At 70.8% G+C, this 14,508-nt stretch carries 12 protein-coding genes, 1 tRNA gene, 1 pseudogene and 1 riboswitch; of the genes and pseudogenes, 11 read left to right on the forward strand and 3 right to left on the reverse strand.

Translation table 11 applies throughout. The features are described from left to right. Positions 1 to 68: 68 nt before the first annotated feature. Positions 69 to 2,492, forward strand: coding sequence for a SpoIIE family protein phosphatase (locus ACZ4SA_RS09105; protein ID WP_468271408.1), 2,424 nt, complete (start codon positions 69 to 71; stop codon positions 2,490 to 2,492). 201 nt (positions 2,493 to 2,693) lie between these two features. Here the strand turns inward: ACZ4SA_RS09105 and ACZ4SA_RS09110 are convergent, their stop codons facing one another. Continuing rightward, positions 2,694 to 2,885, reverse strand: a complete 192-nt coding sequence (locus tag ACZ4SA_RS09110; protein ID WP_403869923.1) for a hypothetical protein — start codon at positions 2,883 to 2,885, stop codon at positions 2,694 to 2,696. Between the two features lie 571 nt (positions 2,886 to 3,456). On the opposite strand from ACZ4SA_RS09110, the pseudogene ACZ4SA_RS09115 reads away from it, so the two are divergent. The 7 genes and pseudogenes from ACZ4SA_RS09115 to ACZ4SA_RS09145 form a co-directional block, all read left to right on the forward strand. Then, a pseudogene (locus ACZ4SA_RS09115) lies at positions 3,457 to 3,849 on the forward strand (hypothetical protein); the annotation flags it as partial. 95 nt (positions 3,850 to 3,944) lie between these two features. After that, positions 3,945 to 4,235 carry a TIM barrel protein gene (locus tag ACZ4SA_RS09120; RefSeq protein WP_468271411.1) on the forward strand — a complete coding sequence of 97 codons (291 nt, stop codon included), beginning with the start codon at positions 3,945 to 3,947 and terminating at the stop codon, positions 4,233 to 4,235. Between the two features lie 229 nt (positions 4,236 to 4,464). Then, positions 4,465 to 4,638: riboswitch (cobalamin riboswitch) on the forward strand. Between the two features lie 295 nt (positions 4,639 to 4,933). After that, a complete protein-coding gene (locus ACZ4SA_RS09125; protein ID WP_468271414.1) occupies positions 4,934 to 6,166 on the forward strand; it encodes an ABC transporter substrate-binding protein in 1,233 nt (410 codons plus the stop codon). After that, positions 6,163 to 7,257: a FecCD family ABC transporter permease gene (locus ACZ4SA_RS09130; RefSeq protein WP_468271417.1), complete on the forward strand. Its 1,095-nt coding sequence runs from the start codon at positions 6,163 to 6,165 to the stop codon at positions 7,255 to 7,257. The genes ACZ4SA_RS09125 and ACZ4SA_RS09130 overlap by 4 nt, the downstream gene beginning before the upstream one ends. After that, positions 7,254 to 8,342 (forward strand): ABC transporter ATP-binding protein, encoded by a 1,089-nt coding sequence (locus ACZ4SA_RS09135; RefSeq protein ID WP_468271420.1) that lies wholly within the window; start codon positions 7,254 to 7,256, stop codon positions 8,340 to 8,342. The genes ACZ4SA_RS09130 and ACZ4SA_RS09135 overlap by 4 nt, the downstream gene beginning before the upstream one ends. Further along, positions 8,336 to 9,049 (forward strand): (2Fe-2S)-binding protein, encoded by a 714-nt coding sequence (locus ACZ4SA_RS09140; protein ID WP_468271423.1) that lies wholly within the window; start codon positions 8,336 to 8,338, stop codon positions 9,047 to 9,049. The genes ACZ4SA_RS09135 and ACZ4SA_RS09140 overlap by 7 nt, the downstream gene beginning before the upstream one ends. Then, the gene (locus ACZ4SA_RS09145; protein WP_468271425.1) at positions 9,046 to 9,606 is read left to right on the forward strand and encodes a DUF7676 family protein; all 561 of its coding nucleotides are present in this window, start codon (positions 9,046 to 9,048) and stop codon (positions 9,604 to 9,606) included. The genes ACZ4SA_RS09140 and ACZ4SA_RS09145 overlap by 4 nt, the downstream gene beginning before the upstream one ends. Positions 9,607 to 9,930: 324 nt before the next feature. On the opposite strand, the gene ACZ4SA_RS09150 is transcribed toward ACZ4SA_RS09145, so the two are convergent. Then, a tRNA-Pro gene (locus ACZ4SA_RS09150) sits at positions 9,931 to 10,004 on the reverse strand. Positions 10,005 to 10,142: 138 nt separating this feature from the next. On the opposite strand from ACZ4SA_RS09150, the gene ACZ4SA_RS09155 reads away from it, so the two are divergent. After that, positions 10,143 to 10,877, forward strand: coding sequence for a transketolase (locus tag ACZ4SA_RS09155; RefSeq protein WP_468271429.1), 735 nt, complete (start codon positions 10,143 to 10,145; stop codon positions 10,875 to 10,877). A gap of 33 nt (positions 10,878 to 10,910) precedes the next feature. Further along, entirely contained in the window at positions 10,911 to 11,798 is an 888-nt protein-coding gene (locus ACZ4SA_RS09160) for a transketolase family protein (protein WP_468271432.1), read from the forward strand. A gap of 20 nt (positions 11,799 to 11,818) precedes the next feature. On the opposite strand, the gene ACZ4SA_RS09165 is transcribed toward ACZ4SA_RS09160, so the two are convergent. Further along, on the reverse strand, positions 11,819 to 12,571 hold the full coding sequence (locus tag ACZ4SA_RS09165) for a L,D-transpeptidase family protein (RefSeq protein ID WP_468271435.1): 753 nt from the start codon (positions 12,569 to 12,571) through the stop codon (positions 11,819 to 11,821). Between the two features lie 701 nt (positions 12,572 to 13,272). On the opposite strand from ACZ4SA_RS09165, the gene ACZ4SA_RS09170 reads away from it, so the two are divergent. Then, positions 13,273 to 14,469, forward strand: a complete 1,197-nt coding sequence (locus ACZ4SA_RS09170; RefSeq protein ID WP_468271438.1) for an acyl-CoA dehydrogenase family protein — start codon at positions 13,273 to 13,275, stop codon at positions 14,467 to 14,469. The last annotated feature ends 39 nt before the right edge of the window (positions 14,470 to 14,508 follow it).

The raw sequence follows: 14,508 nt of genomic DNA on the forward strand, positions 1-14,508 counted from the left end.
CCACCCTGCGAACAACGGCAGCATGGGAGCAACGCGGTACCTGACCGCGCGTGGAGGCGGTGCGCGCTTTGACACGGCAAAACTTTGCGTTCTGCGGGGCTGAGCTGGTCGCTGTCTATGTGCTCACGGAGAGCGGCGACGAGCTGCGGCTGACCGAGGTCGTGGGTGAGCGCGGCGGAGCGTACGGACTGCCGGCATTCATCAACCTGGGGAGCCGCTCCCCCGCCACGGACGCCTACCGTGCGGCCCGGCCCGTGTGGCTGAGCCCGGGGGAGCTGTCCGCGTACACGCAGGGCGAAACCACTGGTGGACACCCGGTGGGCGCCGGAACGCTGCTGCCCAAGTTCTCGCTCGGAGCGCTGCCGCTGGGCCGCGAGGCCACCAAGCTGGGCTGCCTCATCGTGGCGGGCGAGGTGGCGGACGGCTTCGACGCCGACCGCCGCAGCCTGCTGGAGCTGTACGCCGATCAGGTGGCCTCCGGGCTCGAGTCGGCGGGACTCGTGGCGGGACGGGTGGCCCAGCCGCGCCCGCATCTGGGGCCCACACTGGTGCCGCTCCAGGGCGGGGCGTTCACGCTGGAACTGGAAACCGGCCTGATGGACGCGGACGCCCAGGTTCTCGAATTGCTCGGGATCGCCCCGGAGGACTTCGACGGGCGGGTGGAGACCCTGCTGGCCTGCGCCGTCCCGGACGACATCCCGGCCCTGATGTCCATCGTCGAACCGGGTCGGCTGTCGTCCGCGGGCGAGCAGCTGGCCTTCCGCATCCGCCGCCCGGGCGGTGAGCTGCGCTGGCTGGGCCTGCGCTGCCGACTGCGGTTCGGCGCCGACGGCACGCCGGAACGAGTGCTCGGCGTGGTCGCCGACGCCGTCTATCTGCGCCCCACCGACCACGAGGTGTCCATCGTGCAGGGGCTGTCCGCGCGGCTGGCGGGAGCGGCGACCGTACGGGACGTCAGCAGGCTGGTGGTCGAAGCCCTGCGCATTCCGCTGGACGCGAGCCGGATCGCCGTCGCCGAGCTGGAGGCCGACCGGCTCCTGGTCACCGTCCTCGACCCGCCCGAGCCGGACGCGTGGCCCGGCGTGTGGCAGGCCGAATGGCGCTCCGAGTGGCCGGACGCGTCGTGCCACGCCCTGCCCACACTGCAGAGAGCGATGCGCCAGGGCCATATGAGCCTGTGGCCGCCGGGCGCCGAGCTCGAGCCCGGTCTCCTCGGCATCGGCCCCGGCGGACTGGCGGTCCTGCCGTTGCCCGCCGACGGGCGGGTGGTCGGTGTGTGCCTGGTGGGCTGGAACACGGAGCACGAGTTCACCCCGGAGGAACGGTCGCTGCTGACGGCGGTCGCCGGCCTGGTGGGCAGCGCCCTGAGGCGCGCCCACGCGCTGGACGCGGGGCACGAACTCGCCAGGATGCTCCAGCGCAGTCTCCTCCCCCGCAAGTTGCCGGTGCTGCCCGGAGGCGTGGCCGTCGCCCGTTATCTGCCGGCAACGGTCGGGCTGGAGGTCGGCGGCGACTGGTACGACGTGATTCCGCTCGCCGACGGGCACGTGGCGCTGGTCATCGGCGACGTTCAGGGCCACAGCGCGGGAGCCGCCACCATCATGGGCCAGATGCGCACGGCGGTGCGGGCCTACGCCGTGGAGGGCCATCCGCCCGACGTGGTGGTGTCCCGTGCCAACCGGCTGCTCGTCGGCATGGAGACGGACCTCTTCGCCACCTGCCTCTACGCCGACCTCGACATGGAGGAAGGCATTGCCCGCTTCGTACGGGCCGGGCATCTGCCCCCGGTACTGCGTCACCCGGACGGCACGACCGAGGAGCTGGTCGTGGACGGCGGGCCGCCGCTCGGTGTGCTCGCCGATGCGGAGTTCACCATGACCGAGGCCGGCCTCATCCCGGGCACCCTCGTCACGATGGTGACGGACGGTCTCGTGGAGTCGGCGCACCTCCCCCTGGAGCACGGGATGCGCCGCGTGCGCGATGTCGTCGGCGCCGCCGACCTGTCCGACATCGGGCGTGTCGCCGACGAGCTCCTCCGCAGCGCCAACGGGCGCGACGACGACGTGGCCGTGCTGCTCCTGCGCTACGACGGGACGCGGGTCCGGCCCGTACGGACCCACTGGACGGTGTGGCGGCTCCCCAACGCCGTCCAGCACGCCCGCCGCTTCGCCGCCCGCACCCTGCGCGCCTGGGGTCTGGCCGAGGAGAAGGACAGGGCCCTTCTGGTGGTGTCCGAGCTGGTCACCAACGCCATCGCGCATACGCAGGGGGAGGTGCGGCTGGACCTGACCCTGTCCGCGGACCGCCTGCGGATCGCGGTGAACGACGCCTCACCCCGCAGCCCTGTGAAACCGGCGAACGTGGACTGGGAGGCGACCGGCGGCCGCGGGCTGCTCATCGTCGAGGCGACGACGGCGGCGTGGGGCTCGGTGCCGCTCAGCGGCGGAAAGCAGGTGTGGGCGGAGATGATCGTGTCGGGCGACGCGGGCTGACACGTCCCCGGCGCCGGTGCCCCGCCCACGAGGCAGCGCTCGGCCGGCACCGACGGTTTCGCACCGCGGGACGGCACCGCTCGAACCTCAGGGGCGCAGCGACTCGCCCTGCAGGGAAGCGGCTCGTCCCTCAGGGACACAGCTCGTCCCGCAGGCAGGCTCGTCCCGCGGGGAAGCAACCCGCCGAGTGGAACGCGCCCCTCAGGGAAGCAGCTCGTCGAGTGCGGCGCGGCCCTTCTCCGCCAGGCGGCGCTCCGCCCACGCCAGGCTCTTCGGCGTGATCTCGCGGCCCGAGGCGAGAACCACGTCCTCCGCGGTCACCTCTCCCTCCGAGCCGGTGTGGAGCCGGCTGTCGGGTGTCACCCTGTCGTCCGGGTTGGCGTCTGCGTTCATGGTGCCTCCGTGCTTCGTTCGGCTGAGCCGTCAGGTGCTCCGTCGCAGCGACGGGCATCGCTGGAAAGTTCCACTCGACGCTCGCCCTGGAACCTCCGTGACCCGGCTGGGCGAAGGCCTCCGGCCGGCGGGCTGCGCCGGATCTGCGGTGTGCCGCAGGACCAGGGGCGCACGGGTGCCCGGGGCGGCCAGGGCGAAACTCGCGGATTCGGGGCAGGTGACCGGCGACCGGCCGGCCGACGGCCACCCGATATGACGGACGTCACGGCATACGCATGCCATCAGGTCATCATACGACCCGATCGCTGCACGAACCCGAAGGCCGGGCCACGCCCGGACGGCACAGCAAGGCGAGGGCGGACACGAAGGGGGAGGACAGGCCGGTACGGCCGCGCGTGGGCCTGGCGGGCCTCGGAGCCATGGGGCCCGGAATGGCCCGTAGCCTGCGGGCCGCGCGATGTTCATGTCCGCCATCCCGGTGGCCGGCATCTTCGGCGACCCGCTCTCCGGCTGGATCATGGAGCGGTTCCACGGCGCGAACGGCCGGCAGGGCGGGCAGGGCGGGCAGGGGATGTTCCTGCTCGAGGCGATCCCCGCGCTCGTCATCGGTGTCGCCACGCTGTTCCACCTCGACAACGGCGTGCGCAGCGCCAAGTGCTCACCGACGGCGGGAAGGCCGTCGTGGAGCGGCGATCGCCGACGACGCCGCGCACCAGACGGTGCACGGCCGGGTCTGGGACGACTTCCGCGACCCCAAGGCGTGGCTGATGCGCACTGCCCCGGCCGCGAGGCGGAGGTGCGCTCCGGGATCGACAGGGCGCTCGAGTACGCCGCGGCGCTGGGCTGCCCGCGGGTGCACGTCATGCCCGGTCCGGTGCCGCCGGACGCTCAGCCGGCGGAACTCGCCGAAGCCTGCGACACCTGCCTGGCCAGCCTCGCCCACGCCGCGGAACAAGCCGCGGCGGTGGGCGTCGACATCCTGATCGAGCCCATCAACGGCCGTGACATGCCGGGGTACTTCCTGCACAGGCAGGCCGAGCCCACGCCGTGGTGCGGGAGGTGGGCGCCGCGAATCCCAAGGTGCAACCCGACCTCTACCACTGCCAGATCGTCGAGGGCGACCTCACCACGGCCCTGCGACGCGACCTGCCGACCGGCCGCGTCGGCCATCTGCGGATCGCGGGCGTTCCCGACCACCACGAGCCCGACCTGGGCGAACTCGGCGTCCGCCACCTGTTCGACGTCGTCGACGCCCTGGGCTTCGACGGGTGGATCGGCTGCGAGTACCGCCCCCGCGCCGGCAGCGGGGGGCTCGGCCGGCTCGACAACTACCGTGAGGACTACGCATGAGGATCGTCATCACGGGTGGCTTCGGCTTCCTGGACCGCTCCGCTCCCGTGCCCTTGGCATCGGGAAGAACCACCTGCACCGCCACCCCAGAAGCAGCCGGTGGAACACGGATGCAGCGGCTCACGTACCGGACGTCGAGGTGCGACACGCCTCTCGGCCCCTGCCGTGCATGCGAGTTGGCTGCCATGTGGTTCGTCGCACAGTTGTAGGGGGTGGTGCGGGGGGACGGTGATCTGGGATGCTTCCGTCCGACAAGCGACGGCGGAACGAGGAAGCCGGTGAGATTCCGGCACGGTACCGCCACTGTGTAGGGGGAGCGACTCCGCCGAAGCCACCGCCCGTCTGGGTGGGAAGGCCGGGGAAGCATCGATCCCGAGTCAGGAGACTCACGCCGTCGCACCTCGACGTACCGGGGCGGATCTCCCCGAGAGAGGACGGTGGCACTCGTGTGCCCACGTGCTTGCGTGAAGTTTCCCCTCCTGGCCGACCGTCGAGTACGGATGCGCCGTAATGCCGCTGCGGCCGTGTCGGCCTGGCGCTGAACGGCCTTCCGGCGTCCGGCGCCTTTTCGGCCTTTCGCCCTTTCGGCTTCCGGGCCCTCTGACCTTCTGACGATCTGACCTTCTGAGAGTGCACCTCTCGGTCACCTTTCCGCGTCCGATGAACCGGGCGCGCATCGACGCATGCCAGGAGCCCTCGTGCCCGTAGGACCAGCCCTCCCTGTCCGCCGCCGTGCCCTCGCCGCGGCTCTGCTCGCGCTGGGGCTCACACTCACCGCGTGCGGTGACGGTGACGCTCCGCCCGGGGACTCCCGCGCTTCCGAAGACGGCGGCTGCATCGACGACTTCGACCCGGCCAAGGACTACTTCCCGGTCAAGTCCACGGTGGAGCACGCCGAGAACTTCTCCCTCCGCTACGAAAGGAGTTACCAGGTCCTGACGGTGAAGGAGCCGTTCCCCAAGGGGAAACCGGAGTCCTACGTCCTGATCAAGTGCGGTGCGCCCAAGCCGAAGCTGACCGGTGACCTGGCCGAGGCACAGCAGATCACGGTGCCGATCAAGAGCCTGTACTCCGCGTCGACGACACACCTGCCACTGCTGACGGATACCGGCACCCTCCCGGTGCTCACCGGTGTGGCGAACGGAGCGTTCATCAGCTCCGCGGAGGTCCGTGAGCGGGTGACGTCGGGCAAGGTCGCCGAGTACGCCAAGGACAACGCGCTCAACGCCGAGCAGGTCATCGGCGCCAGGCCCGACGTACTGATGACGCAGGGAACCGACGATCCTCAGTACCCGAAGCTGCGGCAGGCCGGCATCGCGGTCGTCGCCAACGCCGAGTGGCTGGAGTCCAGCCCGCTGGGGCGCGCCGAGTGGGTCAAGGCGATGGCCGCACTCACCGGAGCGGAGAAGCGCGCCGGTGACGTCTTCGACACGGTCGAGAGCGACTACGCGAAGGTCGCCGCCAAGGCGGCCGACGCGGTCTCCAGGGCCGAGCCCGTCAAGGTGCTGCCGGGCACGATGTACCAGGGCACGTGGAGCATGCCCTCCGGCGGCAGTTACCTGGGGAAATTGCTCAAGGACGCGGGCGGCACCCACCCGTGGGCCGACGACAAGAGCACCGGCAACCTGCAGTTGAACTTCGAGGCGGTCTACGCCAAGGGCGGTGATGCGCCGGTCTGGCTGGTCGGCGAACAGTGGAAGTCGACGGGCGCCGCACTCGAGGCCGACCGCCGGTACGGCAACCTCCGCGCCGTGAGGTCCGGCGAGGTGTGGACGAACACGAAGGCCCAGCCGCCGGGCGGCGGCAACGACTTCTACGAACGAGGCGTGCTGCGCCCCGATCTGGTCCTTGCCGACCTCTTCGCACTCCTCCACCCGGATCAGGCCGAAGACCACAACTTCACTTTCTACGCCAAGGTGCCCAAGGCGTGACCGCCCGAACGGCGGCACCACCGGCCGTGGCTCCGCATCTGCCGGCAACACGGCGTCGACGCACGGTCGTAGTCGGCGCGTTGGCCGTCGGCACTGCGGCACTGTTCGTCCTCACGATCGCCGTCGGCTCCTACCAGGTGCCCGTCGGTGACGTGATGCGCGTCCTCATGGGCGACCCGGGAGCCGATCCCCGGTGGACCGTCATCGTCGGGGAGGTGCGGCTGCCCCGTGCGCTGACCGCCACCGCCGTGGGCGCGGCTCTCGCCGTGGCCGGCGTCCAGATGCAGACACTGTTCCGCAACGCTCTCGCCGACCCCTTCTCCCTGGGGGTGAGTTCGGGGGCGAGCATGGGCGTCGCGGCGGTCGTGGTCAGTACAGGAGGCGTTGCCGGAAGCTTCACCGGTGACCTGGCCGGGCTGGGGCGCATCGGTGTGGTGCTCGCCGGATCGCTCGGGGCCGGAGCCGTGCTGGCGCTCGTGCTGCTCCTGTCGCGCTGGGTGCGTTCGGCGGTCACCCTGCTCGTCATCGGAGTGATGATCGGCTCGGCGGCCACCGCAGTGGTCAGTGTGATGCTCGTGTACGCCCAACCCGAGCGGGCGCAGCAGTTCGTGGTGTGGGGACTGGGCAGTTTCAGTGCCACCACCTGGCCGGACCTCGCGGTGATGCTGCCCGTCATCGGCACCGGACTGGTGGCCGCGTTGCTGACCACCAAGAGGCTGAACGCCCTGCTGCTCGGCGAGGACTACGCCCGCACGATGGGCCTGAACGTGCGGCGTGCCCGCGACCTGGCGCTGTTCGGCACCTCCCTGCTGGCCGGGGCGGCCACCGCGTTCTGCGGACCGATCGCTTTCCTCGGACTTGCCGTTCCTCATCTGACGCGTGTCGCCCTGCGCACCTCCGACCACCGCGTCCTGGTCCCGGCTTCCATGCTCGCCGGGGCGTTCCTCGCCCTGAGCTGCGCGCTCCTGAGCCAACCACCCGGTATGGACGCGGTACTGCCGCTCAACGCGATCACCTCGCTGTTCGGCGCACCAGTCGTCATCGCGTTCCTCATCCGCAGTCGCCGTGGACTGCAAGGAGTGACCTCATGACCAACGCGACCGACACGACAGGGACGACCGGCACGCCGGTGCAGCACACATCCGCCACCGGCAGGACCCCGCACCCCGGCGGGCTCGCCACGGACGGACTCACCGTCGGTCATCGGACGCGCAGCACTTGGCGGCGGGGGGGCCGGCAGGCGGTGCTGTCGGATCTGGATCTCGAAGCCAGCGCCGGTGAGCTGACCGTCCTGCTGGGACCGAACGGCGCCGGCAAGTCGACTCTGTTGCGCACCCTGTGCGGGCTGCTCCCGCCTCTCTCCGGACGCGTACGGCTCGGTGGCCGCAGCATCACCGACGAGTCCCCCGCCGCACTTGCCCGGCGTCTGGCCGTTGTCCTCACCGACCGCGTGGATGCGGGGCTGCTGTCGGCGCGGGAGCTGGTGGCGCTGGGCCGGCACCCCCACACCCGCTTCACAGGCCGTCTGACATCCACCGATCACGCCGCGGTGCAGTGGGCGCTCAAGGCAGTGGGTGCAGCGCACTTGGCCGAGCGGCCGGCCGCCGAACTCTCCGACGGTGAACGCCAACGGGTCCTCACCGCCCGGGCGCTCGCCCAGGAACCCGAGGTCGTCCTCCTCGACGAGCCGACCGCCTTCCTCGACGTGCCTTCGCGTGTCGCGCTGACCGTGCTCCTGCGCGACCTCGCACGGGAGAAGGGTCTCACCGTCGTGGTCAGCACCCATGACCTCGAACTCGCCCTGCGGGTCGCCGACGCCGTCTGGCTGGTCGACCGCTCCTCCGTCGTGCACAGCGGAGCCCCCGAGGACCTGATCCGTACCGGCGCCATCGGCGCCGCCTTCGACGCCGACCACCTGGCCTTCGACCCGCTCTCCGGCAGCTTCGGACTGCGCCGGGCTTCCCGCGCCGAAGTGACGGTGAACGCCCCGGCCGGCCTGCTGCCCCTGGTGCAGCGCGCGCTGGAACGCGAGGACCTGGCCGTCCGGACCACGGCTGCGGGCGGCGAGGCGCAAGTGAGCTCCGACGCCGACGGCAACCTGACGCTGCGCCGGGACGGCACGGCCGTGAGCACCGCGTCCTTCCGGGAACTGACCCGGTCGGTGCGCACATGGTGAACACCACAGCCACCCTGCTGGAACAGGTGTCCACGATCGGCCCGTACTTCGCGGTGACCTGCGGCGAACGGCAGGACGCCGCCTCTTTCCGCCCCCTTGCCGAGCTGTACACGGATACCGGAACCCTGCGCGAGTGCGTGCAGGACGTTGCACGCCGGCTCGACACCGATCAGATCCGCGTTGCTGCGTCCACCGTCCAGCTCGGAACGGCCTCACGGCTCTGGTCCGTCGCGCTCGCTTCCGCCGCCCTGACCGGACGGGTCCCCGACCTGAATCCGGAGACGCTGTGGTGGCGACCGGCCCTCGCCGGTCCCATCGACCTGTGGCTTCCCACTCCCCGCGAGCTGTCGGGTGACCCAGGCACGGTCCTGCACGACACAGTCGCGGGGCAGAACCTGATCCCGCTGGCCGACGCGGTCCACCGGACCTGCGGTGTGTCCGCCCGGATCCTGCGCGGCAACGCGGCATCGGCCCTCGTCGGCGCACTGCGGGTACTGACCGCTCGCGCTCCGTCGGCGTCCTCGTCCGCCGTCGGGTTCGCCCGCGGCCTTCTCGACCGGGACCCGCTCGACGGCGCCGGCACCTTCGCCGTCGACAGCCGCGGGAGGATCGCCTTCCGCCGCCGCAGCTGCTGCCTCTACTACCGTGTGCCCCGAGCGGGCACTTGCGGCGACTGCGTCCTCAACACCAAGGAGAGAACCCGATGACCGCCACGCAACCGACCGTCGTCGAAACCGAGAGCGGCGGCACCCAGCACGTCTGGGCCCTCCCCACGGACGAGGCAACCCTCCTCGACCTGATCACCACCCTTTTCACCGACCACTGGCAGCAGATCAATTTCGGCCCCATCATCGAAGGCGCTGCCTGGGAAGTCGGCGCCCCCTGCGCGCCGACCGCCATCACCATGAACGACGGCTACGCCACCGTCGACTTCGGCGCCTGGCACTTCCACCTCTGCATCGGTGACCACACCGCCTCGGGCCCCGAACTCGGCCGCGTCCGCCGCTGCTCACGTGCTGAGCTGTACCGCAGCGTGAGCGCCGACGGCACCCCTGTCAGCTGGGGACTGCGCCTCTTCAACGGCCGCGACGAACAAATGATGACCGTCCTGCTGCCCAACCCCTTTCTCACCGATCAGCAAGGCATCCGGGACACTCCGGACTTCAGCCGGCTCGCCGCCTGGGACGCACTGCGCCACCGCTACCTCGGCCTGCCGGCCGACCCGCTGGACCGCAGTGGGAAAGGCTTCTCGCACAGCAGCTGACCGGCCGGACCGTTGCGCATCCGGGGACGGGCACCCTCGGGGCCCCTCGCTCGGACAGGCCCGTCCACATCCATGCGCCACGCAAGGTCGCCGGCACGGTTCGCCGACGACCACCGAACGCCCTACCCGCACCCCGACCTCCGCAGGATCACGGTGCTCGGGCCCCGCTCTTCACCCGACTCGCGGCATACCGGGCCCGCGACCACAGAACGCGACCGTCTCCTGACGCGCGCGAGAAGGCTGGTGCCGCAAACGGCCCGAGCATGATCGAGGGGCCGCTTCAGATTGCTCTGAAACGGCCCCTCGATCTGCGACTCCTCCGAGTCGGGACGACAGGATTTGAACCTGCGACCCCTTGACCCCCAGTCAAGTGCGCTACCAAGCTGCGCCACGTCCCGGTGCCCGTCTGACCTGGGGTTTCCCCCCGCCGAACGGACATGAGAACAATACCGCACTCCGGCCACTGGTCACGAACCCGTATTCCACGACCCGCCGCGCTTGACCTCAAGCAAACTTGAGGTTGCACGGTGGGTGGCATGACGAACACGGCTTCCACCTTCGCGTCCGGCGCCTCGGCATCCAGCACCCGGGCGTTCGGCTTCGACGACCTCGACCGGCTGATGGCCCTGATGACGGGCGACGAGAAACACGGGCCGGCCGCCACATCCACGCTCGACGCGCTCTGGGTCCTCTACCACCGCGTCCTGCGCGTGTCGCCGGAAACCGCCCACGACCCCGGACGCGACCGGTTCCTGCTGTCCAAGGGGCACGGCCCCATGGCGTACTACGCGGTCCTCGCCGCCAAGGGCTTCGTACCCGTCGCGTGGCTGCCCGGTTTCGGCTCCTACGACTCGCCCCTCGGCCACCACCCGGACCGGGTCCTCGTGCCGGGGGCCGAGATCGGCAGCGGTTCACTCGGGCACGGACTTCCGCTGGCGGTGGGCACCGCTCTCGGGTTGCGCGCACAGGGGCTGACCGACCCACGGGTCTGGGTTCTCATCGGCGACGCCGAGCTGGACGAGGGCAGCAATCACGAGGCCATCGCCTACGCCGGCCCCGCCGGGCTCGACCAGCTCCACGCGCTCGTCATCGACAACTCGTCCGCCACGCACGGCTGGCCCGGCGGGATCGCGTCGCGGTTCGAGGCTGCCGGCTGGTCGGCCCGGACGGTCGACGGCCGCGACCACAATGCACTGTTCGCCGCCTTCACGGAGCCGCATCCGGGCAGGCCGAGGGCGGTCGTCGCCCGCGTCGAACCCAAGAACGTCTGATTACGTACGTCACCGCCGAGAGGACTGTCGACCATGGACACCATGCGTGACCGCTTCGTCGCCACCACCACCCGCCTCCTGGACGAGGACCCCCGCCTTGCCCTGGTGCTCGCGGAGATCAGCGTCGCGGGGTTCGAGGAGGCGCAGCGGCGCCATCCGGAGCGGGTGATCAACGTGGGCATCCGGGAGCAGCTGCTGATCGGCGCCGGCGGCGGTATCGCGCTCACCGGGATGCGGCCGATCATGCACACTTTTTCGAGCTTCCTCGTCGAGCGGCCGTTCGAGCAGGTGAAGCTGGACTTCGGCCATCAGGGCACCGGCGGGGTGCTGGTCAGCGCAGGAGCATCCTACGACTGGCCCGCGGGCGGCTACACGCACATGGCGCCGGGTGACGTGGCACTGCTGGACACCCTGGACGGGTGGACGGTCCACGTCCCCGGCCACCCGGACGAGGCCGAGGCACTGCTGCGGAGCGCAGCTGCTGGTGACAGCCGGGTGTATGTGCGCCTGTCACTGCAGAGCAACGCCGAGGCCAGGCCGTTCGCGGGCGGCCGGTTCCTTGCCGTGCGCGAGGGTCGCGGCCCGGCCGTGATCGCGGTCGGCCCCATGCTGGACAACGTCCTCGCGGCGACGGAGGGCCTGGACGTGACCGTGCTGTACGCGACGACAGTGCGCCCCTTCGACGACGAGGCCGTCCGGCGGGCGGCGGGTGACCGGGCCGATGTGGTGATCGTCGAGCCCTACCTCGCGGGCACGTCGACGCCGGCTGCGAACGGCACCCTCGCGGACGTGCCGCACCGTGTGCTGGGCCTGGGGGTGTCCCGGCGCGAGCTGCGCCGGTACGGCACGATCGACGAGCACCTGGCCGCCCACGGACTGGATCCCAAGGCCCTGCGCGCCCGCATCGCGGCACTCATGTGACGGCGGCGACAAACCCTCGGTCACTTCCGCAGCTCGGGGGCGGGGCCCATGACGATGACCGGCCGCCTGCCCGGGTCGAGCGCGCGCAGCAGCTCGCGCATCCGGTCCTTGGCCAGCGAGATGCACCCCTGGGTGGGCCCTTCGTGGTCCACGTGGACCCAGAGCCCGTTGCCCTTCTCCGGTCCGAGCGGTCGTTCCTTGTCCAGCGGAGAGGTGCCCGACACCCGGTTGTAGTCGATGGCGACCACGTAGTCGAAGGAGCCCTCGAGGGGCTCGCCGAGGAAACCGGTGCCCGAGGCCACGAACTCCTCGTCCTCGTCGTACGGCAGCCGGGTCCCGGGATCGGGTGAACGCCCGCCCGCGTCCCCCAGACCGAAGACGCCGATGGGGGTGCGCAGGTCGCCGGCGTAGTGGTCGTCGGTCCAGCCGCGCACGCCGTTGTGCGCGGGCCAGGGGCCGGCGACGGACCGCCACGACCCACCTGCCACCCGTTCGTACAGCACCGCTGTGGCGACGTTGGTGTCCGACGTCTCCCCGGTCACCACGAGTGCCTGGAGGGTGGCGTCCGGAATCCTGGAACGGAAGTCGGGCCCCAGGCCGGGGATGTGATTGGCGGGCAGGGTCCGCGGGTCGGGGCCGGGACGTCCGGTGGGGCCGCCCTGGGCCTTCGCGCCCGGCTCCGGAGCGGGCGGCGGCTCCGTGCAGCCGGTGAGCAGCAGTGCGACACAAGCAGTGGCGGCGAGGGTGTTCGCGGCGCGTCTGGTGGCGGGCATGGGCAGGTCCTCCCGGCGTCGTGGAACGGCCCGGCAATGCGTACCCGGTCCGGAAGGGGAAGCGGTTGCCCTGCGCCCTCACTCACCCGTCCGAGGCACGGGCCGCGCGTCCATCCGGCCCGGCGGACGGACCGGGTACTCCCCGCAGACGGCCCCGGACCGCGTCCCACGGAGGGCCCGGGCGCGCCCCCACCCCCTGGCGTTGCACCCCCGACCATCGGACCGCACGCCTGACCACCCGTCAGTCCGACGCCTCATCGCTTCGGAGGAGCCAGTTCCGGATGGGCGTCGAGCAGTTTCCGAGGTGCCGCTCTCCCCCGCTGCGGCCGGCGGGCCGGGGGCGCGCACTGACGTGACTGCGACCGACACGCGCCACGCGCGCCGGTCGCCACCGCGGCGCGCGCCGGAGCTCTGACCACCGGTTGGACCATTACCCCACGAAACCTTTGCCGTTGGCATGTGGCAGGAGGACGTTTCCTGGGAATGCCGTACGAATGGACAGGACCGGTCGTGTACCACGCGCATCACTTGATCAATCAAACGTCAATGGACTTTATTTCGGCCAAAGATGACATCGACCTTGTTCCCCCATGAAAGGGTCAACAGGCTGAGGAGGTCGGCCTGTTCGGGACGGTAGCACTGCCGATGCACCACCTGCTCGAACAACCGCGCGAGCAGGCGTTTCGGGAGGGGAGCTCGTGATGGACGGATACTTCGCCAGTCGGCTGCATCACCAACTTCGGTCCATCGTCAGGGAGTTCGCCGAGAGAGAGGTGCGACCACGGATCCCGGCCATGGAAGCCGCCCGCTCGGTCCACCGGGAGCTGTCCGACCTGATCGCTCGGCAGGGCTGGATCGGCGCCACCATCAGCAGCGAGTACGGCGGTATGGCGCTGGGCCACCTTGCCAAGACCATCATCATCGAGGAGCTCTCCCGGGTCAGCGGCGCCATGGGCGCCATGGTGCAGGCATCGCAGCTGGGTGTGGCCAAGATTGTCCATTTCGGCAGCGACGAGCAGAAGAAGACGTGGCTGCCTTCCATCGCCGCCGGGGAGTGCCTGCCGACCATCGCCGTCACCGAGCCGGAGTCGGGCGGACACGTACTGGGCATGAGCGCCACCGCGGTGAGGGACGGCGACGACTACGTCCTCAATGGCCGAAAAGTGTTTGTCGGTAACAGCCACGTCGGAGATCTGCACGGCGTGGTGGTCAGGACCGGCCCGGGGTCGAAGGGGCTGACGGCGTTCCTCGTCGAGTCGGACCGCCCCGGAGTCCGGGTGGGCGACGAACAGCCGACGATGGGGCTGCACGGGTTCAGCTTCGGAGAGCTGTACTTCGACAACTGCAGGGTCCCCGCCGCCAACCGGCTCGGGGACGAAGGCGACGGGCTCGCTGTCGCGTACTCCTCGAGCGTCCTGTACGGAAGGGCCAACCTGACAGCCGTGTCGCTCGGCATCCACCGGGCGATCCTGGAGGAGACCACCCGCTCCTGCGAGGAGCGCCACCGCTACGGCAAGCCGCTGCACGAACTGCCCACCGTGAAACTGAAGCTCGGCTTGATGCAGTCACGGCTGATGACGTCCCGGCTCTCCGCGTACCACGCCGTGCATCTGCTGGACGCGGGTATGCCGTGCGATGCGGAGCTGATGAACGCCAAGTTGGTGAACGTCGAGTCGGCGATCGACTCGGCCCGCAACGCCATGGAGATCCACGCCGCCGCGGGCCTGTTCACCGACTGCCCCATCGAGCGCTATCTGCGCGACGCGCACCATATGTTCGCGCCCGCCGGCACGTCGGACGTCCAACTGCTGAGGCTGGCGGAGGTCGCGCTTGGGACGGCGAAGGGGCAGTGGTCGCAGCGGCTGTCCGAGGAGGCACGCATGGTTCCGGCGGGCTGACCGCCGGCCCCGCCGGTGGGGTCGCGTGGCGCCGGCGGG

The sequence above is a fragment of the Streptomyces sp. NPDC027962 genome (assembly GCF_055566095.1).